Source organism: Micromonospora sp. URMC 106 (genome assembly GCF_051386395.1).
Classification (GTDB): Bacteria; Actinomycetota; Actinomycetes; order Mycobacteriales; family Micromonosporaceae; genus Micromonospora.
Map to the genome: position 1 here is coordinate 38,491 of NZ_JBPQTP010000031.1, position 21,329 is coordinate 59,819.

22 protein-coding genes are annotated in these 21,329 nt (G+C 73.4%); 17 read left to right on the forward strand and 5 right to left on the reverse strand.

All coding sequences use genetic code 11. From position 1 onward, the window contains the following. Positions 1 to 309 precede the first annotated feature (309 nt). The 5 genes from ACSNOB_RS12865 (at position 310) to ACSNOB_RS12885 (ending at position 4,682) form a co-directional block, all read left to right on the forward strand. A complete protein-coding gene (locus ACSNOB_RS12865; protein ID WP_393112222.1) occupies positions 310 to 597 on the forward strand; it encodes a GlsB/YeaQ/YmgE family stress response membrane protein in 288 nt (95 codons plus the stop codon). A gap of 214 nt (positions 598 to 811) precedes the next feature. Next, complete coding sequence (locus ACSNOB_RS12870) at positions 812 to 2,101, forward strand: sugar ABC transporter substrate-binding protein (protein WP_393112224.1); 1,290 nt, start codon at positions 812 to 814, stop codon at positions 2,099 to 2,101. Beyond that, on the forward strand, positions 2,098 to 3,084 hold the full coding sequence (locus tag ACSNOB_RS12875; protein ID WP_436686862.1) for a carbohydrate ABC transporter permease: 987 nt from the start codon (positions 2,098 to 2,100) through the stop codon (positions 3,082 to 3,084). The genes ACSNOB_RS12870 and ACSNOB_RS12875 overlap by 4 nt, the downstream gene beginning before the upstream one ends. Before the next feature lie 23 nt (positions 3,085 to 3,107). Then, a complete protein-coding gene (locus ACSNOB_RS12880; RefSeq protein WP_393112320.1) occupies positions 3,108 to 3,938 on the forward strand; it encodes a carbohydrate ABC transporter permease in 831 nt (276 codons plus the stop codon). 102 nt (positions 3,939 to 4,040) lie between these two features. After that, a complete protein-coding gene (locus tag ACSNOB_RS12885) occupies positions 4,041 to 4,682 on the forward strand; it encodes an MOSC domain-containing protein (protein WP_436686863.1) in 642 nt (213 codons plus the stop codon). A gap of 88 nt (positions 4,683 to 4,770) precedes the next feature. Here the strand turns inward: ACSNOB_RS12885 and ACSNOB_RS12890 are convergent, their stop codons facing one another. The 3 genes from ACSNOB_RS12890 to ACSNOB_RS12900 form a co-directional block, all read right to left on the reverse strand. Next, the gene (locus ACSNOB_RS12890) at positions 4,771 to 5,706 is read right to left on the reverse strand and encodes a phytanoyl-CoA dioxygenase family protein (RefSeq protein WP_393112229.1); all 936 of its coding nucleotides are present in this window, start codon (positions 5,704 to 5,706) and stop codon (positions 4,771 to 4,773) included. A gap of 187 nt (positions 5,707 to 5,893) precedes the next feature. Further along, complete coding sequence (locus ACSNOB_RS12895; protein WP_436686864.1) at positions 5,894 to 6,754, reverse strand: hypothetical protein; 861 nt, start codon at positions 6,752 to 6,754, stop codon at positions 5,894 to 5,896. Positions 6,755 to 6,965: 211 nt separating this feature from the next. Next, positions 6,966 to 7,742 (reverse strand): enoyl-CoA hydratase-related protein, encoded by a 777-nt coding sequence (locus tag ACSNOB_RS12900; protein ID WP_436686865.1) that lies wholly within the window; start codon positions 7,740 to 7,742, stop codon positions 6,966 to 6,968. A 19-nt stretch (positions 7,743 to 7,761) separates the two neighbouring features. Here ACSNOB_RS12900 and hemW point away from each other — a divergent pair, with 19 nt between their 5' ends. Continuing rightward, positions 7,762 to 8,985 carry a radical SAM family heme chaperone HemW gene (gene hemW / locus ACSNOB_RS12905; protein WP_436686866.1) on the forward strand — a complete coding sequence of 408 codons (1,224 nt, stop codon included), beginning with the start codon at positions 7,762 to 7,764 and terminating at the stop codon, positions 8,983 to 8,985. Between the two features lie 60 nt (positions 8,986 to 9,045). Here the strand turns inward: hemW and ACSNOB_RS12910 are convergent, their stop codons facing one another. Further along, positions 9,046 to 9,708 (reverse strand): DUF4870 domain-containing protein, encoded by a 663-nt coding sequence (locus ACSNOB_RS12910; protein ID WP_436686867.1) that lies wholly within the window; start codon positions 9,706 to 9,708, stop codon positions 9,046 to 9,048. Between the two features lie 233 nt (positions 9,709 to 9,941). Here ACSNOB_RS12910 and hrcA point away from each other — a divergent pair, with 233 nt between their 5' ends. From hrcA to ACSNOB_RS12925, 3 genes are all read left to right on the forward strand, one after another. Beyond that, positions 9,942 to 10,964, forward strand: a complete 1,023-nt coding sequence (hrcA, locus tag ACSNOB_RS12915; RefSeq protein WP_436686868.1) for a heat-inducible transcriptional repressor HrcA — start codon at positions 9,942 to 9,944, stop codon at positions 10,962 to 10,964. Between the two features lie 73 nt (positions 10,965 to 11,037). Further along, positions 11,038 to 12,183 (forward strand): molecular chaperone DnaJ, encoded by a 1,146-nt coding sequence (gene dnaJ, locus ACSNOB_RS12920; protein ID WP_393112322.1) that lies wholly within the window; start codon positions 11,038 to 11,040, stop codon positions 12,181 to 12,183. A gap of 123 nt (positions 12,184 to 12,306) precedes the next feature. Next, complete coding sequence (locus tag ACSNOB_RS12925; RefSeq protein ID WP_436686869.1) at positions 12,307 to 13,041, forward strand: 16S rRNA (uracil(1498)-N(3))-methyltransferase; 735 nt, start codon at positions 12,307 to 12,309, stop codon at positions 13,039 to 13,041. Between the two features lie 3 nt (positions 13,042 to 13,044). On the opposite strand, the gene ACSNOB_RS12930 is transcribed toward ACSNOB_RS12925, so the two are convergent. Then, positions 13,045 to 13,806, reverse strand: a complete 762-nt coding sequence (locus tag ACSNOB_RS12930; RefSeq protein WP_393112243.1) for an SDR family NAD(P)-dependent oxidoreductase — start codon at positions 13,804 to 13,806, stop codon at positions 13,045 to 13,047. A gap of 94 nt (positions 13,807 to 13,900) precedes the next feature. Between ACSNOB_RS12930 and ACSNOB_RS12935 the strand changes: the two genes are divergently transcribed. The 8 genes from ACSNOB_RS12935 to ACSNOB_RS12970 all read left to right on the forward strand — a co-directional run. After that, on the forward strand, positions 13,901 to 14,260 hold the full coding sequence (locus ACSNOB_RS12935) for a histidine triad nucleotide-binding protein (RefSeq protein WP_393112245.1): 360 nt from the start codon (positions 13,901 to 13,903) through the stop codon (positions 14,258 to 14,260). Then, positions 14,257 to 15,633 (forward strand): serine hydrolase domain-containing protein, encoded by a 1,377-nt coding sequence (locus ACSNOB_RS12940; RefSeq protein WP_436686870.1) that lies wholly within the window; start codon positions 14,257 to 14,259, stop codon positions 15,631 to 15,633. The genes ACSNOB_RS12935 and ACSNOB_RS12940 overlap by 4 nt, the downstream gene beginning before the upstream one ends. 237 nt (positions 15,634 to 15,870) lie before the next feature. Next, positions 15,871 to 16,929 (forward strand): PhoH family protein, encoded by a 1,059-nt coding sequence (locus ACSNOB_RS12945; RefSeq protein ID WP_436686871.1) that lies wholly within the window; start codon positions 15,871 to 15,873, stop codon positions 16,927 to 16,929. An 18-nt stretch (positions 16,930 to 16,947) separates the two neighbouring features. Further along, positions 16,948 to 17,421: an rRNA maturation RNase YbeY gene (ybeY, locus tag ACSNOB_RS12950; protein WP_393112251.1), complete on the forward strand. Its 474-nt coding sequence runs from the start codon at positions 16,948 to 16,950 to the stop codon at positions 17,419 to 17,421. Continuing rightward, the gene (locus tag ACSNOB_RS12955) at positions 17,397 to 18,809 is read left to right on the forward strand and encodes a hemolysin family protein (protein ID WP_393112324.1); all 1,413 of its coding nucleotides are present in this window, start codon (positions 17,397 to 17,399) and stop codon (positions 18,807 to 18,809) included. Before ybeY ends, ACSNOB_RS12955 begins: the two co-directional genes overlap by 25 nt. Beyond that, on the forward strand, positions 18,802 to 19,188 hold the full coding sequence (locus ACSNOB_RS12960) for a cytidine deaminase (protein ID WP_091104082.1): 387 nt from the start codon (positions 18,802 to 18,804) through the stop codon (positions 19,186 to 19,188). Before ACSNOB_RS12955 ends, ACSNOB_RS12960 begins: the two co-directional genes overlap by 8 nt. Beyond that, positions 19,185 to 20,126, forward strand: a complete 942-nt coding sequence (gene era, locus ACSNOB_RS12965; protein ID WP_436686872.1) for a GTPase Era — start codon at positions 19,185 to 19,187, stop codon at positions 20,124 to 20,126. The genes ACSNOB_RS12960 and era overlap by 4 nt, the downstream gene beginning before the upstream one ends. 167 nt (positions 20,127 to 20,293) lie before the next feature. After that, positions 20,294 to 21,329: acyltransferase family protein (locus tag ACSNOB_RS12970; RefSeq protein WP_436686873.1), on the forward strand; the 1,036-nt coding region annotated here is incomplete at its 3' end.

Sequence of the window (21,329 nt, forward strand, 5' to 3'; positions counted from 1 at the left end):
ATGACGACGTACGACGGCCCGCGCCCCGGCCGGGCCGTGGACCCCTCGGTGGTCCCGCCCGGCGGGGCGCCGGCCGTTCGCGTCGGAGAAATTCCACGGCTTCCCGCCAGCCTGCCCGGCCCGCGGTCGCAAGGGGCGTCACCTGCGCCGACGGTCCCGCGGCGGTATTCGGCGCACGGTGCGCCATTGACGCCCGACGCCGTCTCGGCGAGTCCGAACCGGTTTGGTTTTTCGGCCGGTCGGGAACATTGCGGTCACGACAGGAACACCACAGACCGTGGAATTGCTTATTCGCAGAAGGAGGGCGACGTGGAGCTCACCGTTTGGGGCATCGTCACTGCGCTCATCGTTGGTCTGATCGTCGGCGCTCTGGGTCGCCTGCTCGTGCCGGGCCGCCAGAACATGCCGATGTGGCTGCACATGCTGATCGGTGTCGGCGCCGCGCTGCTGGGCACCGTGCTGGCTCGGGCGATGGGTATCGCCACCGAGACCTCCGGCATCGACTGGGGTGAGCTGCTGGTCCAGGTGGTGCTGGCCGCCATCGCCGTGGCGCTGGTCGCCGGGGTGGGGCGTCGCCGCAGCGTCACCCACCGGTAACCCCCGCACCGCACTCGACGGGCGCCCGACCGACAGGTCGGGCGCCCGTTCGTATGGGTACGACCGGTTTCGCCCCGGTGCCGACCCCCGCCCGGTCCCGCTCCTGCGGTACCGTCGCCTCTCTTTCGCCGAACCGTCCACTGTCGTAAAGGAATTTTTCCTACTAAGGTGCGGCGGAGAAGGTTAGTGCCAAGCGGCGCGAGGGAGATGTGGCGTGAACAGGTGGAAGCGGCTGGCCCCGGTCACCGCCGTCGTGGCCTCGGCCGCGATGGTGCTGTCCGGTTGCGGTGGCTCCGATGACGAGAAGGCCGCCGACAACAGCAAGCTGACGGTCTGGATGATGGGCGAGGGAAGCGAGGCGCAGACCAAGTTCCTCGACGGCGTCGAGACCGAGTTCCGGCAGAAGCACCCGGACACCGACGTGGTGGTCCAGTACATCCCCTGGCTCGAGGCGCCGAAGAAGTTCCAGGCCGCCCTCGCCGGCGGTGAGGGGCCGGACATCACCGAGCTGGGCAACACCGAGACCCAGGGCTGGGCGGCGCAGGAGGCGCTGGCCGACCTCACGGGCAAGATGAACGGCTGGGCCGAGGGCAAGGACATCCTCCCCGACCTGGTGAAGAACGCCCAGCTCGACGGCAAGCAGTACGGCGTGCCGTGGTACGCCGGCGTCCGGGCGATGTACTACCGCACCGACTGGTTCGCCGAGGCGGGCGTGAAGCCGCCGACGAACTGGGAGGAACTGGTGGCCGCCGCCAAGGCCGTGCAGGCCAAGAAGCCGGGCACCTACGGCATCGCCCTGCCGGGCAACTCGGAGCTGCCCTTCTACTCGTTCCTCTGGGGCGCCGGTGCGGAGATCGCCACCCAGCAGGGCGACACCTGGAAGTCGGGTTACAACACGCCCGAGGCGCAGAAGGCCGTCAAGTTCTGGACCGACCTGGTGACCGTGCACAAGGTGGCCCCGCCGGCCGCCGCGGGCTGGAACGAGATCGACGCCCGGACCCAGTTCGCCACCGGCAAGGCCGCGATGGCCTTCGGCGGCAGCTGGCAGCAGGGCGCCATCAAGAAGGACAACCCCGACATCGAGAAGGTCTGGGGCACGTTCCCGATCCCCGGCCCGGACGGCAAGGCCGCGCCCGGCTTCGCCGGCGGCTCGGACATCGCCGTCTGGAAGGACAGCGAGCGGCAGGACCTCGCGTGGGACTACCTGACCGTGCTGCTGAGCAAGAAGAACGACCAGGCGTTCGCCGACAGCCTCGGCTTCTTCCCGGTCTACAAGGACCTGGTCAGCGGCGACAAGTACGCCAGCGACAAGATCATGGGGGCGTTCGCCACCACGATGCAGAACACCAAGCTCACGCCGCTCACCCCGAAGTGGGTGGAGGTCAGCCGCACCAAGACGGTGACCCAGGCGATGAACAGCTCGGTCATGAAGGGTCAGAAGACGGTCGAGAAGGCTACCGCCGACGCGGCCGCGGAGATGGAAAGCATCCTCAACGCCAAGTGACCACGCTGACCGAGGCGCCGGAGGCGGGCGCCGCGCGGGAGACCCCCGCGCGGCGGCGTCGCCGGGTGGACCGCCTGCCCTACCTGCTGCTCCTGCCCTGCCTGGTGATCATCGGCGTGCTGCTGCTCTGGCCGCTCGGCCAGGTGGTGGTGATGTCCTTCCACCAGCTCAACAACGTCCGTCAGCTACGCGGCGACCGCGAGTGGCCGTGGGTGGGACTGGGCAACTACACCGAGATCCTCGGCGACCCGTTCTTCCTGACGGTGCTGCGCAACACCGTCCTCTTCGCCGCCGCCAACGTGGTGCTGACGATGATCCTGGGCACCCTGGTCGGTCTGCTGCTCAACCGGCTCGGCAAGCGGATGGCCGCCTTCGTGGCCAGTTGCGTCATGCTGGCCTGGGCCACCCCGGCGCTGACCGGCACGATCGTCTGGAAGTGGATCTTCGACGACACCAGCGGCCTGGTGACCTGGCTGTTCAACGCGCTGCCCGACGGGCTCTCGCAGAGCCTCTTCGGGCGCAGTGACTGGACCGGGTACGGCTGGTTCAACTCGCCCCTGTTGTTCTTCTCGATCCTGACCCTGGTGGTGGTCTGGCACTCGTTCCCGTTCATCGCGGTCAGCGTGCTGGCCGGCCTGAAGAGCGTGCCGAGCGAGCTGCACGAGGCGGCCCGGGTCGACGGGGCCGGGCCGTGGAAGGTGTTCTGGAAGATCACCTTCCCGCTGCTGCGGCCGGTCTTCGGGATCCTGATCGTGCTCTCCACCATCTGGGACTTCAAGGTCTTCACCCAGCAGTTCGTGCTGGCCGGCGGCACGCAGGACCGGCCGACGTTCATGCTCTCCATCTACTCGTACGCGGAGGCGTTCTCGCCCCCGCCCAAGTACGGCCTCGGCGCGGCGATCGCGGTGATCCTCACCCTGATCCTGCTGGTGGTGACCGGCCTCTACGTCCGCATGGTGCTCAAGCAGGAGGAGGACGCGTGACGCGACGCGCAGGCGGCGCAGGCGTGAAGCGGGTCGCCCTCAACGGCGCGGGACTGCTGGTCGCGCTCTTCGCCGCTTTCCCGGTCTACTGGATGATCGCCACCTCGCTGAAGCCGAGTTCGGAGATCTTCTCGACCACGCCCCGGCCGGTGCCGTCCGAGCCGACCCTGGAGCACTACCGCCAGATCCTCACCGGCAACCTGATCCCGGGCGTGACCTTCGCCGACTTCTTCCTCAACAGCGCGCTGGTCGCGGTCTGCACGGTGCTGCTCAGCGGTCTGGTCGCGCTGCTCGCCGCCACCGCGGTGGCCCGGTTCCGGTTCAAGCTGCGGACCACCTTCCTGATCATGCTGCTGGTGGTGCAGATGATCCCGCTGGAGGCGCTGGTCATCCCCCTGTTCCTGATGATCCAGCGGCTCGGGCTCTACAACACCCTGCCCAGCCTGATCCTCACCTACCTCGGCTTCTCGCTGCCGTTCGCGGTCTGGATGCTGCGTGGCTTCGTCGCCGCGGTGCCGAAGGAGTTGGAGGAGGCCGCGGCCATCGACGGAGCCAGCCGGGCGCAGACCTTCCGGAAGGTCCTCTTCCCGCTGGTGGCCCCCGGCCTGGTGGCGACGAGCATCTTCTCGTTCATCACCGCCTGGAACGAGCTGATCTTCGCGCTGACCTTCATCAACGACCAGGAGAGCTACACCCTCCCGGTCGCGATGACCTTCTTCTTCGGCCGCGACGACACCGCCTGGGGCCCGGTGATGGCCGCTTCCACCCTGTTCACCCTGCCCGTGATCATCTTCTTCCTACTGGTGCAGCGGCGGATGGTCTCCGGCCTGGTGGCCGGAGCCGTCAAGGGCTGACGCCCACGAGGAACCGTGCGGGCCCCCTGTCGACGCCAGGCGTGCGCAGGGGGCCCCTCGCGTGGTTCGGGGCCGTCCGCGGGGCGGGCTAGGCTGACCGCCATGACGGGCAGGCTGGCATCGGTGAACCTCGGCGTCGTGACCGAGGCGGAATGGGCGGGCGACGCGAGCGGGCGCAGCGGCATCGACAAGCGGCCGGTGCAGGGCCCGGTGCTGCTGCGCGCGGACGGGGTGGCCGGCGACTTCATCGGCGAGCGCGCCCAGCACGGCGGCCCGGACCAGGCGGTCTACGCGTACGCCGAGGAGGACGCCGGCTGGTGGGCGGCCGAGATCGGTCGCGCCATCCGCCCCGGCGGGTTCGGCGAGAACCTGACCACGTACGCGGTCGACGTGACCGGCGCGGTGATCGGCGAGCAGTGGGCGATCGGGTCGGCGCTGCTCCAGGTGACCAAGCCCCGCACGCCGTGCACCACGTTCGCCGGTTTCTGGGGCGTGCCGGACCTGATCAAGCGGTTCACGGTGCGGGCGACGCCCGGCGCGTACCTGCGGGTGCTGCGGGAGGGGGAGGTCGGTGCGGGCGACCCGGTCGAGGTGGTGGACCGGCCCGCGCACGGGGTGACGATCGGCGAGGTGTTCCGGGCGTTGAACCTGGAGCCCGACCTGCTGCCCCGGCTGCTCGACGCGCCGGACCTGCCCGAGCCGATCCGGCAGAAGGCGCGCCGCCGGCTCACCGGCCGGAGCTGACGCCGGGGCGGGTGAACGGGGAACGGGCCCCGTCCCGACAGGGAGGGGGCCCGTTCGACGTCGCGTCGGCGGGAGCCGGGTGACCGGCTCAGCGCAGCCAGGGGATGTTGCGGTCGAGCAGGCCGCGCTGCTTGAGCTCCTTGCGCAGCGGGATCTCGTCGTCGATGTAGCCGTCCCAGTTGATGCCCCAGTAGTTCGCGGTGTGCGTGCCCTCACCGCAGAGCTGGCGCTGCACCGGCGTGCGGTTGGCCCACCACTCGCCGTCCTTGTCGATGTGCAGCTCGTCGAGGGGGCGGATCCACCGGTAGGTGTAGCCGACGAAGAGCATCTTGCGGGTGATGTTCGACAGGTTCGTCGACCGGGAGTGCCACTGGCGGCGGTCGAAGATGAACGCGTCGCCCGGGTTGGCGGTGATCTCCACCGTGCCCTCCGGGTCCGGGTTGTGCACGGAGGTGTCCTCCGGGCGCGGCAGCGAGTTCCACAGGTGGCTGCCCGGGATCACCTTGGTGGCGCCCCGGCCCTTCTCCGACAGGTCGGAGAGGACGTAGGCCACCTTGAGGGAGAACATCGGCCGGGGCAGGTTCGGGTCCATCGTCTCCGGGTCGGAGTTCTGCCGGTATCCGTCCTGGTGCCAACCCCAGTACGGCTTCTCCGGCTCCGCCGCCGGCGGGGTGACGTCCAGGTGGTTGTGGTGGGTGTAGATGTTCCAGCCGGCCAGGCCCCACATGTACGGGAAGGCGATCGGGTGGGTCAGCAGGTCGCCGAAGAGCTCGTCCCGCTCCAGGAAGCCCAGCAGGTGCAGGGTGCCGTCCTTGGTGGTGTTGCCCTTGGCCTTCTCCTCGGCGTAGACGCGGTCGACCGCCGCCTCCAGCGCCGCCCGGTGGTCTTCCGTCAGGACGTTGCGCAGCAGGAGGAAGCCCTGCTCGTGGAACTCCTTGCGGTCGGTGTCACTGATCGGTTCGTAACCGGTCCGGTCGCCGTAGTCGAACACCTCGACGTACCCCTCCCCATGAGGCGAAACCATTGCTGGCACAGGCCGCCGATCGTAACCCGCTGATTCCGGTGTGGGGTACTGCCCCGCGTGATATGCGACCGTGTCCCGACCGTGGGCAGCGGGGCGACTACGATTCGTCGCGCGGGAGGGTGGCGATGGGGCTTTCCGCCCGTAATGACGGATTGTGCGGTGACTGCCGGTAAGGAGATCGGGGCGGCTACGCCTCGCCGAAGACCTCGGCGACCACCCGGCCACCGGTGGTCGGCTCGCCGCTCACCCGGTCCCAGGTGCCGTCGCGGGCGGTCCACTCCAGGCCGCCGAAGCGGACCCGCTTCACCCCGTGGTCGTGCGCGTGGGAGACCAGCCAGTGCGCGTACCGCCAGCCCCGGCGCTCGTCGGCGGCGGGGATCGTGAGGCCGGTCAGGTCGGCCGCGCCGGCGGCGGCCAGGCCCCAGTCCAGCGACAGGCCGCGGGTCAGCGCGGTCGCCGCGGCCTCCCCGCGCATCACCGGGTCGCGGCTCACCGTGCAGGCCACCGCGCCGGTGGCGTGCCCGAGCAGGGCCCGGCTCAACACCTCGGACTCGTCCGCCCACTTCTGGTACGCCTCGGGGAAGGCGGACCGCTGCACCCTCTGCGCCGCGTCGGTGACGCGCATCCGCTCCCAGCCGCGCACCTTCTTGAGCGCGGCGTAGAACCGGTTCGCCGCGTACCGGGGGTCGCGGATCTCCTGCGGGGTGCCCCAGCCCTGGCTCGGGCGCTGCTGGAACAGCCCCACCGAGTCGCGGTCGCCCCCGGCGAGGTTGCGCAGGCCGGACTCCTGGTACGCGGTGGCCAGGGCCACCACCACGGCCCGCTCGGGCATCCTGCGCTGCGCGCCGATCGCCGCGATCGTCGCCGCGTTGGCCATCTGGTCGGCGTCCAGGGCCACCCGGCCGTCCGCCTGCACCGTGCACGTCCGGCTGGACAGCGGCAGGCGCAACTGCCCGCCCACCTGCCGGACGACAATCCAGACTCCGACCACGGCGGCGAGGACGAGGACGACGCCGCCCGCCACGACTGCCCGAGTTCGCACCCACACCCCCTGTTCGACAGTCCGACAAGCGTACGTCCCCCATGGGCCCTGCCGGGTCGTCCGACCGGTTCCCGCCCGGTCCGCCCCGCGCGGCACCGGCCGCCGGACGGGCGGGCCCCCGGGGCCGAAGGGCGGTCCCGGGTGAGCCCGCGGGTTCCCGTTTCCCGGGCGGCCCCACCTGTTCCCGCCCGGGCGCCGGCGACCTCGGCCCGCCCCGCTACCGGCCGGCGCCCGCCGTGGCCTCGCCGTCCGGGGCCGGCACGCCCTCGCGGCCCTCGTCCGAGAGGAAGTACCCGGTCGAGAGGGTGGACAGACCGGCGATCTCCTCCCGCAGGTCGGCGGCGGGCGGCCGGCGCAGCAGCTGCTTCGCCCCGGCCAGCGCGCCCGGCGCGCCCCGGACCAGCGAGTCGCAGTACCCGGCGACGGCGGCGTCCAGCCCGTCGGCCGGCACCGCGGCGGTGACCAGCCCGATCTCCGCCGCCCGCCGGCCGTCGAAGGTGTCCCCGGTCAGGTAGAGCTCGGCCGCCGCGCGGGGGTGCAGCCGGGGCAGCACGGTCGCGGAGATCACCGCCGGGATCACCCCGATCCGCACCTCGGTGAAGGCGAACGTCGCGTCCTGCGCGCACACCGCCAGGTCGGCCGCCGCGATCAGGCCCAGCCCGCCGGCCCGGGCCGGGCCGGCCACCTTCGCCACCACCGGCTTCGGGCACTCCCAGACCGCCGCGAGCACGTCCCCGAGCATCCCGGCCGGCACCGACCCGCTGGCGTACGCGGCGGCCGTCTCCTTCAGGTCCGCCCCCGAGCAGAAGACCGGCCCGGTGTGGTCCAGCACGACCACGCGGACGGCGTCGTCGGCGACCGCCTCGGCGAGGCTGGCCAGCAGCTGGGTCATCAGCGGCGTGGAGAGCGCGTTGCGGTTGTGCGGGCTGTCCAGGGTGAGGGTGGTCACCCCGCGGGCCGTGGCGGCCCGCACGAGCACGTCGGGAGAGGTCATGCCGGGCACACTAGTGGCCATGCCCGGCGTCCTTCCAGAAGGCGAATCCGTCCCCGTCGACGGGTCGCTGCCCGCCGCCGCCACCCGCGCGGTCGGCGCGCGGGGCTTCGGCGTGTACGTGCACGTCCCGTTCTGCGCCAGCCGCTGCGGCTACTGCGACTTCAACACCTACACCGCGGCCGAGCTGGGCGGCGGGGCGAGCCGGGAGGGGTACGCCGACACCGTGCTGGCCGAGCTGGCGCTCGCCGGCCGGGTGCTGGGCGACGCCCCGCCGCCGCGGGTCGACACGGTCTTCGTCGGCGGCGGCACCCCCACGCTGCTCCCCGCCGACGACCTGGCCCGGATCCTCGACGGCATCGACCGCACCTGGGGGCTCGCGCCCGACGCTGAGGTGACCACCGAGGCCAACCCGGAGTCGGTTACCCCGCAGTCGCTGCGGGCGCTGCGGGCGGCCGGCTACACCCGGATCTCGCTGGGGATGCAGTCCGCCGCGCCGGGGGTGTTGGCGGTCCTCGACCGCACGCACAGCGCCGGCCGGGCCACCGCCGCCGCCCGGGAGGCCCGCGAGGCCGGGTTCGACCACGTCAACCTCGACCTCATCTACGGCACGCCGGGGGAGAGCGAGGCCGACTTCGCCGCCTCCCTCGACCAGGTCGTCGCCGCGGGCGTGGACCACGTCAGCGCGTACGCCCTGATCGTGGAGGACGGCACCCGGCTCGCCGCCCGGATGCGGCGCGGCGAGCTGCCGTACCCCTCCGACGACGTCGCCGCGGACCGCTACCTCGCGGCGGAGGCCGCCCTCGGCGCGGCCGGTTTCTCCTGGTACGAGGTGTCGAACTGGGCCCGTGGCGAGGCGGCCCGGTGCCGGCACAACCTGCTCTACTGGACCGGCGCCGACTGGTGGGGCCTCGGCCCCGGGGCGCACAGCCACGTCGGTGGCGTGCGCTGGTGGAACGTGAAGCACCCCACGACGTACGCGAAGCGGCTGGCCGGCGGCGGGTCGCCCGGCCTGGCCCGGGAGGTGCTCACCGCCGACGAGGCGCACATGGAGGACGTCATGCTCCGGCTGCGGCTCGCCTCGGGGCTGCCGCTGGACGCGCTGGACGACGCGGGCCGGGCCGGCGCCGAGCGGGCGCTCGCCGGCGGCCTGCTGGCCGGCCCCGAGTACGCGGCGGGCCGCGCCGTGCTGACCCTGCGCGGACGGCTGCTGGCCGACGCGGTCGTCCGCGACCTGCTGCCCTGAGCCGGCAGCGGGCCCTCGGGGAGCGTGGCCTGAGCCGGCCGGTGGACCGGCCGGCCCGGCTCACCTGGTGAAGCTGTAGCTCATCGGGTAGCGGTAGAGCACGCCCTCGTTGGCCTTGACCCCGCCGATGATCCCGAAGATCAGCGGCACGAGCCAGATGAGCATCGGGACGAAGAACAGGATTCCGCAGGTGACCAGGGTGAGCACCCAGCTCAGCACGCCCGCGATCGCCCAGGTGATCTGGAAGTTCAGCGCCGCGACGGCGTGCGCCCGGGCGGTCGGCGACTGCTGCCCACGGGTCATCAGCGCGATGAGCGGCGCGACCCAGCCGAGCAGGCCGCCGCCGAAGACCACGCCGGCCGCGCCGCCGAAGTGGGCGATCAGCGCCCAGTTCTTGTCCTCGTTGTTGGCGTAGCCGCCGGTGGGGGCGCCGTAGGCCCCGCCGGTCGGATAGCCGACGCCCGGCTGGGCGTAGCCGCCGGGCGGGGGTTGGCCCCCGGGCGGTGGGTAGCCACCCGGCGGAGGGTAGCCACCCGACGGCGGTTGGTCACCGGTGGGCGGCGGATAGCCGCCGGGCGGGGGATAGCCGCCCGGGCCCGGCGCCCCGGACAGTGGTGCGGTGGGGTCGTCGGCGCCGGGCGGGCCGGGAACCCCCGACGGAGCGGTCGGGTCCGGCCGGTCGCCGGGGTCCCCCGCTCCGGGAGGGCGAGGTGGTTCAGTCATGGACGTCACGGTAGGCGCCGCCGGCAAGGGCGCACCAGGGCGACACCGGCCGGGTTGTCCGGATGAACGGCCCTGGCGGCGTCGCCACGGCGGCGCGGATCGGACCGCCGGTCCAAGGTTGATCATCGCGTCGACGCGCACGCCGACGTAGACTGGCACTCGCTACGGACGAGTGCCAGCACCGCCCGGCCCCTCGGGTGCCGGGCCCGACGCGCGACAGGGAGGTGGGGAGGATGGGTCTCGACGACCGCAAGCTCGCCGTGCTGCGCGCGATCGTCGAGGACTACGTCGCCACGCAGGAGCCCGTCGGCAGCAAGGCGCTGGTCGAGCGGCACCAGCTCGGGGTCTCACCGGCGACCGTCCGCAACGACATGGCCGTGCTGGAGGAGGAGGGCTACATCCGCCAGCCGCACACCAGCGCCGGTCGGGTGCCCACCGACCGCGGCTACCGGCTCTTCGTGGACCGGCTGTCCCGGGTCAAACCGCTCAGCCCGGCCGAGCGCCGGGCGATCGAGCGCTTCCTGGTCGGCGCCGTCGACCTCGACGACGTGGTGCACCGCACCGTCCGGCTGCTGGCGCAGCTCACCCGGCAGGTCGCCGTCGTGCAGTACCCGTCGCTGGCCCGCTCCTCCGTCCGCCACCTGGAGCTGGTGCCGATCTCCACGACCCGGCTGATGCTGGTCATGATCGCCGACACCGGCCGGGTCGAGCAGCGGCTGGTCGAGCTGCCCGGGCCGATCCCCGCCGACGACGTCACGGACCTGCGCCGGCTGGTCAACGAGAAGCTGGTCGGCATCCGGCTGTCGGAGACCCCGCCGCTGGTGCAGGCGCTGGTCGACGAGTCGGTGCCGCACCTGCGGCCTGCCATGACCACCCTCTCCACGGTGCTGCTCGAGACGCTGATCGAGCGGCACGAGGAGCGGATCGCGCTGGCCGGCACCGCCAACCTCACCCGCGGCGGCCTGCTCGACTTCCAGGGCTCCCTGCGCCCCATCCTGGAGGCGCTGGAGGAGGAGGTCGTGATGCTCAAGCTGATCGGCGAGGCGGAGCCGAGCACGACCCGGGTGCTGATCGGCGACGAGAACGAGATCGACAACCTGCGTGCCGCCTCGGTGGTCAGCACCGGCTACGGCCCGGGCTCGACCAGCGTCGGCGGCCTCGGCGTGCTCGGGCCGACCCGGATGGACTACCCCGGCACCATCGCCACGGTGAGGGCCGTGGCACGCTACGTGGGCGAGCTGCTGGCCCAGAACTGACCAGTCAGGGCCGACGGCCGGCTCCGGCCGACGACCGGCGCAACGCGAGACGAACATGAGGACACGGAACGCAGTGGCCAGGGACTACTACGGCATTCTCGGGGTGAGCCGGGAAGCCTCCGACGACGAGATCAAGCGCGCCTACCGCAAGTTGGCGCGGCAGTTCCACCCGGACGTGAATCCGGATCCGGAGGCCCAGGAGAAGTTCAAGGACATCAACGCCGCGTACGAGGTCCTCTCGGACGACCGGAAACGGCAGATCGTCGACCTGGGTGGCGACCCGCTCGCCCCGGGCGGCGGCGGCGCGGGCGGCCCGGGCGGTCCCGGCGGCGCCGGCCCGTTCGTCGGCTTCCAGGACATCATGGACGCGTTCTTCGGCGGGGCGGCCGGTGGGTCGCGGGGCCCGCGGCCGCGGACCCGGCCGGGCGCCGACGCGATCCTGCGGCTGGAGCTGGACCTGCACGAGACCGCGTTCGGCGTCGAGGCGCCGATCACCGTCGACACCGCGGTGCTCTGCACCACCTGCTCCGGCGCCGGCACGGCGGCCGGCACCCACCTGGCCACCTGCGAGGCGTGTGGCGGCCGGGGCGAGGTGCAGTCCGTGCAGCGCACCTTCCTCGGCCAGGTGGTCTCCGCCCGGCCGTGCACGGTCTGCCAGGGCTACGGCACCACCATCCCGCACCCCTGCCCGACCTGCGCCGGCGACGGCCGGGTCCGCACCCGGCGCTCGCTGACCGTCAAGATCCCCGCCGGCGTCGAGGACGGCATGCGCATCCGGCTGGCCCAGCAGGGCGAGGTCGGCCCGGGCGGGGGCACCGCGGGCGACCTCTACGTGGAGATTCACGAGCGGCCGCACGACGTCTACTCCCGCAAGGGCGACGACCTGCACTGCCGGGTGACCGTGCCGATGACCGCGGCGGCGCTGGGCACGCGGCTGACCATCAAGACGCTGGACAGCGAGGAGACGGTCGACGTCAAGGCCGGCACCCAACCGGGCAGCACGCTGCGGCTGCGCGCCCGGGGCGTGCCGCACCTGCGCGGCACGGGCCGGGGCGACCTCTACGTCCACCTCGACGTGCGCACCCCGACCAAGCTCGACGCCGACCAGGAACGCATGCTGCGCGACTTCGCCAAGACCCGGGGCGAGGAGGTCGCCGAGCTGACCAAGCAGGGCGGCTTCTTCTCCCGGATGCGCGACGCCTTCAACGGACACGCCTGACGTTCCCGGCCCGGGTCGCCGCGCGCCGCGGCGACCCGGTCGGCCTCCGCGACCGCGGCGAGCGGGTGACCTCCGTGGCCCTCGCCGTCCCGGTGTCCGCCGCCGGCGACTAGCCTGATCGTCGTGTCCGCGCCGCTGTTCCTGGTCGAGTCGCTGCCCACCGCCGACCGGCTGACCCTCGACGGTCCCGAGGGGCACCACGCCGCCACCGTGCAGCGCCTGCGCGTCGGCGAGGAGCTGCTGCTCGCCGACGGGCGCGGCGGCACGGCCGCCGCCGTGGTCACCGCCGTCGGCCGGGGCACGCTCGATGCGGAGATCACCTCCCGGGGGTACGCGGACGCCTCCGTCCCGCGCCTCGTGGTGGTGCAGGGCATCGCCAAGGGCGACCGGGGCGAGCTGGCCGTGCAGGCGATGACCGAGGTCGGGGTGGACGAGATCGTGCCCTGGGCCGCGGCCCGTTCGGTCACCCAGTGGCGGGGCGACCGGGGCGTACGGGCGCGGGAGAAGTGGGCGGCGACCGCCCGGGAGGCGGCCAAACAGGCGCGCCGCGCCTGGCTGCCCGTGGTGGCGGGGGCGCCGGACGAGTCGACGGGCCGGGTCGCCCGCCGGATCGCCGGGGCCGCCGCGGCGTTCGTGCTGCACGAGGAGGCGCAGGAGCGGCTGACCACCGCCGAGCTGCCCGCCACGGGCGAGATCGTGCTGGTCGTCGGCCCCGAGGGCGGGATCGCCGACAGCGAGCTGGAAACCTTCCGGGCCGCCGGCGCCCGCGCCGTACGCCTGGGCCCCTCGGTGCTGCGCACCTCGACGGCCGGCGTGGCCGCCCTCTCGGTGCTCGCCACCCGCCTCGCGCGCTGGTGACGCTCAGCTGCGCAGGTAGGAGGCCCCGTTGAGGTCGACGATGGTGCCGGAGGCCCACTCCGCCTCGGGGCTGGCCAGCCAGTGCACGGCGGCGGCGATCTCCTCGGGGCGGGCCACCCGGTCGAAGGGGCTCTGGGCCCGGATCGCGGCGCCCCGCTCCCCGCGCAGGTGTTCGGTGGTCATGTCGGTCTCCACGAAGCCCGGGGCGACCGTGGCGACCGCGATGCCGTACGGGGCGAGGGCCACCGCCAGCGACTGCCCCAGCGCGTTCAGCCCCGCCTTGCTCGCCCCGTACGCCGGCTGGTCCGGCTCGCCCCGGAAGGCGCCCCGGGAGGAGACGTTGACGATCCGGCCGCCCCGCTCGCGCATGTGCTGGGCGGCGCACCAGATGACGTTGCCCGCGCCGGTCAGGTTGGTCTCCACCACCTGCCGCCACTGCCGCCGCCACTGCTCGTAGGAGGCGCCGAAGACCGGGTGCGGGCTGTCCCGTTCGCCGTACACGCCGGCGTTGTTGACCAGCACGTCCAGCCCGCCCAGCAGGCCGGCCGCCTCGTCCACCATGGCCCGTACGGCGTCCGGGTCGGTCAGGTCCGCGCGGACCACCACGTGCCCCTCGCCGGGCAGCTCGGCGCGCAGCCGCTCGGCCGCCTCCGCCGAGTCCCGGTGGTGGATCGCCACCCGGTCGCCGCCGGCCGCGAACGCGGTCGCCACCGCCCGCCCGATGCCGCGCGAGGCCCCCGTCACCAGTACCGCCCGTGAAGTCACGCCGGCCATCATGCCCTGCCGGGCACGCCCGCCGTCGGCGAGGGACCCGCCCGCGCGCGGGCGTCGACGAGGTGCCCTTCCTTACACTGCCCCGATGGGAACCGACTGCCTGTTCTGCCGCATCGTCGCCGGGGAGATCCCGGCCACCGTCGTCCGGGAAACCGCCACCACGCTCGCCTTCCGCGACATCGGCCCGAAGGCGCCGGTGCACGTGCTGGTCATCCCGAAGGAGCACTACGCCGACGTGGCGACGCTCGCCCAGGGCGATCCGGGGCTGGCCGGCGAGGTGCTCGCCACGGCCGCCGCGGTGGCCGAGGACGAGGGGCTGCTCGGCGACGGCTTCCGGCTGATGTTCAACACCGGGGCGTACGGCGGCCAGGAGGTGTTCCACGTGCACGCGCACGTGCTCGGCGGTGCGCCGCTCGGCCCGATGCTGGCCCGGAACCTCGCGTGACGGCGGTCCAGGAGCGCCTGTCCCGGCTGGTGCGCACGGTCCAGGCGCAGGCCCGGGTGCCGGCGGTGTCGGCGGCCCTGCACCGGGCCGACCGGCCGCTGTGGACGTGCACGGTCGGCGGCACCGGCAACGACGCCGAGCTGGGGCCGGGCACCCGGTTCCGGATCGGCTCGGTCACCAAGACGTTCACCGCCGTGCTGACCCTGCAGTGCCGCGACGACGGCCTGCTCGACCTCGACGACCCGCTGGGCCGCCACCTGGACCTGCCGGCCCACGGCGAGCTGACCGTGCGTCGGCTGCTGTCGCACACCGCCGGCCTGCAGCGGGAGCCGTACGGCGACGTCTGGGACAGCCTGCGCGCGCCCGACGTCGACGAGCTGGTCGCCGACCTGGCCCGGGCCGAGCGGGTGCTGCCCCCGGGCCGCCGCTACCACTACTCCAACCTGGGCATGGCGCTGCTCGGCCGGCTCGTCGGCCACCTGCGGGGCGGCACCTGGGCGGAGGTGCTCGCCGAGCGGGTGCTGACCCCGCTGGGGCTGGCCGACACCTCGGTGACGCCGGGCCCGCACGCCGCGACCGGCTTCCTCGTCGACGCGTACTCCGACGAGGCGCACCCCGAGCCGCCCACCGACTTCGGCGCGGTGGGCCCGGCGGCGCAGCTCTGGAGCACCGCCACCGACATGGCCCGCTGGGCGGCCTTCCTCGCCGACCCGACCGCGCTGGACCCGGCCGGCGCGGTGCTCGCCCCGGCCACCCTGGAGGAGATGCGCTGGCCGGCGACGGTGACCGACGAGACGCTCTGGGCCGGCGGATTCGGGCTCGGGCTGATCCTGGTGCCGCAGGGCAAGCGGATCATGCACGTCGGGCACGACGGCGCGATGCCCGGCTTCCTGGCCGGCGTCTACGGCCGGCGGGGCGGCGAGGGGACGCCCGGCGCGATGGGCGTCGCGGTGCTCGGCTCCTCCGGCACGGCCGCCGAGGTCCTCGACCTGCCGCACCGGCTGCTGGCCGCCGCCGTCGAGCACGACCCGGCCGACGTCGTGCCGTGGCGGCCGGGTCCGCCCGCGCCCGAGGGCGTACGCGGGCTGCTGGGCCGCTGGTGGGGCGAGGGCTTCGAGTACGTCTTCTCGTGGCACGACGGCGCGCTGCGGGCCCGGGGCGCGGACGACCCCGCGGGGAAGCCGCCGGCGGTCTTCGCGCCGCTGGCGGACCAGCCCGACGTCTACCGCACGGTCTCCGGCCGCGAGGTGGGCGAGCTGCTCCGGCTCACCCGGGACGAGCGCGGCGCGGTGGTCCGGATGCACTGGGCCACCTACCGGTTCACCCGCACCCAGGAGACCTTCGACCGGTACGACTTCCGCGCCGGCTCCTGACGGCCGGCGCGACGGGCGGGGCGGAGCCGGCGCGGCACGTCCCGCCCGTGCCGTCCCGCCCGCCGTGTCCGCTTCGCCGCCGCCCGGTCACGCCGGGTGCGGCGTCCCGCGCGCGCGGAAATGGGCGCGGTGCCGCCGCTGTTGAACGGATACGATGGAGGCAACGTCAGCACGCCGCGCCAGCAGGCCCGGCGCCGAGATCGAGAGCAGGTGGCGCAGGGCCCCTCGGCCCGACCTATGACCGGCACCCCACCTCCCGGCCCGCCCCGGGTGCAGACCAGGATCACCGTTCCGGATTCCAAGATCATGGTCAACCTGCTCGGCGCGGGTGACGAGATCCTGCGACTGGTCGAGCGCTCGGTCGACAGCGACGTGCACGTCCGGGGCAACGAGATCACCATCACCGGCGCCCCCGCGGACAACGCCCTCGCCGAGCGGATCTTCAGCGAGCTGCTCGAGCTCATCGAGAAAGGCGAGACCCTGACCACTGACGCCGTCCGGCGTACCGTCGGCATGCTCGAGCAGGGCGGCGCCGAGCGGCCCGCCGAGGTCCTGACGCTCAACATCCTCTCCCGGCGCGGCCGCACCATCCGCCCCAAGACGCTGGGCCAGAAGCGCTACGTCGACGCGATCGACGCGCACACCATCGTCTTCGGCATCGGCCCCGCCGGCACCGGCAAGACCTACCTGGCCATGGCCAAGGCCGTCCAGGCGCTGCAGGCCAAGCAGGTCAACCGGATCATCCTCACCCGTCCGGCGGTCGAGGCGGGGGAGCGGCTCGGCTTCCTGCCCGGCACGCTCAACGAGAAGATCGACCCCTATCTGCGCCCCCTCTACGACGCGCTGCACGACATGCTCGACCCGGACTCCATCCCCAAGCTGATGGCGGCCGGCACGATCGAGGTGGCCCCGCTGGCGTACATGCGGGGGCGTACCCTCAACGACGCGTTCATCATCCTCGACGAGGCACAGAACACCACGCCCGAGCAGATGAAGATGTTCCTCACCCGGCTCGGCTTCAACTCCAAGATCGTCGTCACCGGTGACGTCACCCAGGTGGACCTTCCCGGCGGGACGACCAGCGGCCTGCGGGTGGTCCGGGAGATCCTGGAGAACGTCGAGGACGTGCACTTCGCCCAGCTCTCCAGCTCCGACGTGGTGCGGCACCGACTGGTCGGGGAGATCGTCGACGCGTACGCCCGCTGGGACGCCGAGCGGGAGAACCAGCAGGCGCAGAGCGTGCACGCCGTGCCCGGGCGGTCCGCCCAGGGCGGCCGGGCCGGCCGGCGCCGCTAGACCACCGAGGGAAGACTGTTGTCCATCGAGATCGCCAACGAGTCCGGCGTCGCCGTCGACACCGACGCCGTGCTCGCCGTCGCCCGGCACGCCCTCGACGAGATGGGGGTCAACCCCCTCGCCGAGCTGTCCGTGCTGCTGGTCGACATCGACTACATGACCGAGCTCAACCACCGGTGGATGGGCGGCGACGGCCCGACCGACGTGCTCGCCTTCCCCATGGACGAGGGCAGCGTCGACCACGGGCCGGGCGAGAGCACCGCCGCCGGCGGCGAGCCGGCGCTGCTCGGCGACATCGTGCTCTGCCCGGAGGTGGCGGCCAAGCAGGCGGCGACCGCCGGTCACGCCGCCGCCGACGAGCTGCACCTGCTCACCGTGCACGGCGTGTTGCACCTGCTCGGCTACGACCACGCCGAGCCGGAGGAGGAGCGGGAGATGTTCGCGCTCCAGGCCCGACTGCTGGCGAGCTGGCGGTCGACCCGGTCCCGGTGATGGTCACCCCGACACTGGCGGCCGGCGCCACCGGCCTGCCCGACCTGCAACTGCTGGTCTCCGCGGCCGGCCTGGTGGTGCTGGCCGGCCTGATCGCGATGACCGAGGCGGCCCTCGCCGCGGTCTCGCCCGCCCGCGCCGCCGAGCTGGCCCGCGACGGCGTGCGGGGCGCCCGGACGCTCCAGGCCGTCGCCGGGGACGTGGTCCGCCACCTCAACCTGTTGCTGCTGCTGCGGCTGCTCGCCGAGCTGACCGCCACCACCCTGGTCGCGCTCGTCGCGGTGGACACCTTCGGCGCGGGCTGGCGGGCGGCGCTGGTCACCGCCGGCGCGATGACCGTGATCAGCTTCGTGGTGGTCGGGGTCGGGCCGCGCACCATCGGCCGGCAGCACGCGTACGTGGTCGGGCGGTCCGTCGCGCCGCTCGTCCGCTGGCTGGGCCGGGCGCTCAACCCCCTCGCCTCGCTGCTGATCCTGATCGGCAACGCGGTCACCCCGGGCCGTGGCTTCCGGGAGGGGCCGTTCGCCACCCAGGTGGAGCTGCGCGAACTGGTCGACCTGGCCGAGCAGCGCGGCGTCGTGGAGCACGGCGAACGCCAGATGATCCACTCGGTCTTCGCGCTCGGCGACACGATCGCCCGCGAGGTGATGGTGCCGCGCACCGAGATGGTGTGGATAGAGGAGCGCAAGACCCTCTCCCAGGCGCTGGCGCTGTTCCTGCGTTCCGGGTTCTCCCGGATCCCGGTGATCGGCGAGAGCGTCGACGACGTGCTCGGCGTGCTCTATCTCAAGGACCTGATCCGGCGCACCCAGGGCGGCGCCCCGGAGGACGGCCGGCTCCCCGTCGCCGAGCTGATGCGCCCGGCCACCTTCGTGCCGGAGTCGAAGCCGGTCGACGACCTGCTCTCGGAGATGCAGGCCGCCCGCAACCACCTGGTCATCGTCGTCGACGAGTACGGCGGCACCGGCGGGCTGGTCACCATCGAGGACATCCTGGAGGAGATCGTCGGCGAGATCACCGACGAGTACGATGTCGAGCGGCCGCCGGTCGAGCACCTCGACGACGGGGCGGTGCGGGTCACCGCACGGCTCCCGGTGGAGGATCTGGGCGAGCTGTTCGACACCGAGCTGCCCACCGACGAGGTGGAGACCGTCGGCGGCCTGCTCGCCCAGTCCCTGGGCCGCGTCCCGATCCCCGGGGCGCAGGTCGAGGTCGCCGGGCTCCGGCTGATCGCCGAGGGCACCACCGGCCGACGCAACCGGATCGACACCGTGCTGGTGAGCCGGGTGGAGTCGACCGACACGCAGGACGGCCCGGGCCGCGGCGAACACGCCGAGCCCCGGGGCGACACGAACCGATCCGAGGAGAGGCAACCCGCCGATGCCTGAGTCACCCGCCGTGCCGGCCGCCCGGCCCACCCCGTCCGAACCGGTCGAACTGAGCGCCGAGGACGGCAAGCTGGTCGTCCTGGCCCGGGGCGCCCGTGGCCGGGTGGGCGCCGTGGAGGGCGCGGCGGTGCGCGACCAGGACGGGCGGACGTACGCCGCGGCCAGCGTCTCCCTGCCCTCGCTGACGATCACCGCGCTCCAGCTCGCGGTGGCGTCGGCGGCGGCGGCCGGCGCGAGCCGACTGGAGGCCGCCGTGGTGGTGACCGAGGCGTCGACGCTGGACGGCGCCGGGCACGCGGCGGTGCGGGACCTCGCCGCCGACGCGCCGATCCACGTGGCCGCGCCGGACGGCACCGTCCTCGGCACGGTGGTCGAGTGACCGGCCGGCCGGAGGCGCGTTCCGGCGAGCGGGGCGGCGGCGGGAGCGACCCGCAGCAGCGCCCGTACCGGGCGGGTTTCGCCTGTTTCGTCGGCCGTCCGAACGCCGGGAAGTCGACGCTGACCAACGCGATCGTCGGGCAGAAGATCGCCATCACCTCGAACAAGCCGCAGACCACCCGGCACATCATCCGGGCCGTCCTGCACCGCCCGGACTCCCAGCTCGTGCTGGTCGACACCCCGGGCCTGCACCGCCCCCGCACGCTGCTCGGCGAGCGCCTCAACGACCTGGTCCGGCAGACCTGGAGCGAGGTCGACGTGATCGGCCTCTGCGTCCCGGCGGACGAGCCGATCGGGCGCGGCGACCGGTTCATCACCGGCGAGCTGGCCGAACTGAAGGCCACCGTGCTGGCGGTGGTCACCAAGACCGACCTGGTGGACCGCAAGCGGCTGGCCGAGCAGTTGCTCGCGGTCAGCGAGATGGGCGAGTTCGCCGAGGTGGTGCCGGTCAGCGCGGTCTCCGGGCACCAGGTCGACACGCTGGTCGAGGTGATGACCCGCTACCTGCCCGAGTCGCCGCAGCTCTACCCGGACGACATGCTCACCGACGACCCGGAGCAGGTGCTGGTCGCCGAGCTGATCCGCGAGGCCGCCCTGGAGGGCGTCCGCGACGAGCTGCCGCACTCCATCGCGGTGGTCGTCGAGGAGATGATCCCCGAGGGCAAGCTCATGAAGATCTACGCCGACGTGTACGTCGAGCGGCCCAGCCAGAAGGCCATCGTGATCGGCCACCGGGCCACCCGGCTCAAGGAGGTCGGCACGACCGCGCGGCGGCAGATCGAGGAGCTGCTCGGCACCCGGGTCTACCTGGACCTGCACGTGCGGGTGGCGAAGGACTGGCAGCGGGACCCGAAGCAGCTGCGCAAGCTGGGTTTCTGACCGGCGCCGGGTCGGGGTGCGCCCCCGGCCCGGTGGCCCGGGCGTGATCGGTGTCGGTCGGCCGGTGGAGGATCTCACGTTTCCGTGAGGTGCAGGCCGTTTGCCGGGGTCGCTCCGGAGGGTAGGGGGAGGACCAGCCCCGTGCCCCCGGACATAGATGCAGGCTGATGCGAAACCGATACCTTGACCTGCTCCGCTTTCTGGCCATCGTTCGAGTCGTCGTCTACCACGTCACCGGATGGGCCACCCTGACCCTCGTCTTCCCGGCCATGTCGGTGATGTTCGCGCTGGCCGGCTCGCTGATGGCCGCCTCGCTGCACCGCTGGGGACCGGGCGCGGTCGTGCGCCGGCTGCGGCGCCTGCTGCCGTCGCTCTGGGTGGTCGCCGTGGTCTTCGTACCCGCCATGCTGCTCACCGGGCTGCCGCTGAGCCCGAAGGTGCTGCTCTGGCTCTTCCCCGTCGCCGACCCGCCGGCCAACGGGTGGGGCGCGATCGCGCTCAGCGTGATCTGGTACCTGCGCGACTACCTCTGGTTCGTGCTGGCCTCCCCGGCCGCCCTCTGGCTGTTCCGGCGCGCCCCGGTGCCCACCCTGGTCGCCCCGTACGCCCTGCTCGCCGCGGCCGAGCTGGGCCTGCTGCCGGCGCTGCCGGTGGCACTGCACCACTTCGGGCTCTACTTCGGCGCGTGGCTGCTCGGCTTCGCCCACCAGGCCGGCATGCTGCGCCGGCTGGCCACCCGGGTGCTGGTGCCGGTCGCGCTGGCCCTCGCCGCCGCCGGGGGCGCCTGGATCGTCACCCACCCCGGCCCCCGCGGGTACGACCTGAACGACAACCCCCTGGGCAACGCCCTCTGGTCGGCGGCCTTCGTCCTCGTCCTGCTCGGCCGGGCCCCGGCGGGCGCGTCCTGGGTGGACCGCAACGCCGTGTGCGGCCGGGTGGTGACCGTGTTCAACCGGCGGGCGCTCACGGTCTACCTGTGGCACATGCCGTTCGTCGTGGCGCTGACCCCGCTGGTGGACGTGGTGGGCTGGTCCCACCAGGACCCGGTCGGCCTGGCGGTCCGGGTGGCCCTGGTCTTCGCGCTGGTCGCGGCGGTGACCGCCCTGGTCGGCTGGGTGGAGGACGTGGCGGCCCGCCGGCGGCCGGAGCTGGTCCCCGGCGGCCCCCGCCCCGCCCCGACCGGCGGTCGCCCGCCGGTCGGGG

Bases quoted from the DNA above. Each gene is read 5' to 3' on its own strand.
- ACSNOB_RS12890 (WP_393112229.1), bottom strand. From the start codon at position 5,706: ATGGTTTCGCCTCATGGGGAGGGGTACGTCGAGGTGTTCGACTACGGC.
- ACSNOB_RS12885 (WP_436686863.1), top strand. From the start codon at position 4,041: ATGACGGGCAGGCTGGCATCGGTGAACCTCGGCGTCGTGACCGAGGCG.
- hrcA (WP_436686868.1), top strand. From the start codon at position 9,942: ATGGGTCTCGACGACCGCAAGCTCGCCGTGCTGCGCGCGATCGTCGAG.
- ACSNOB_RS12900 (WP_436686865.1), bottom strand. From the start codon at position 7,742: ATGACCTCTCCCGACGTGCTCGTGCGGGCCGCCACGGCCCGCGGGGTG.
- ACSNOB_RS12960 (WP_091104082.1), top strand. From the start codon at position 18,802: ATGCCTGAGTCACCCGCCGTGCCGGCCGCCCGGCCCACCCCGTCCGAA.
- hemW (WP_436686866.1), top strand. From the start codon at position 7,762: ATGCCCGGCGTCCTTCCAGAAGGCGAATCCGTCCCCGTCGACGGGTCG.
- ACSNOB_RS12910 (WP_436686867.1), bottom strand. From the start codon at position 9,708: ATGACTGAACCACCTCGCCCTCCCGGAGCGGGGGACCCCGGCGACCGG.
- ACSNOB_RS12935 (WP_393112245.1), top strand. From the start codon at position 13,901: ATGGGAACCGACTGCCTGTTCTGCCGCATCGTCGCCGGGGAGATCCCG.
- ACSNOB_RS12945 (WP_436686871.1), top strand. From the start codon at position 15,871: ATGACCGGCACCCCACCTCCCGGCCCGCCCCGGGTGCAGACCAGGATC.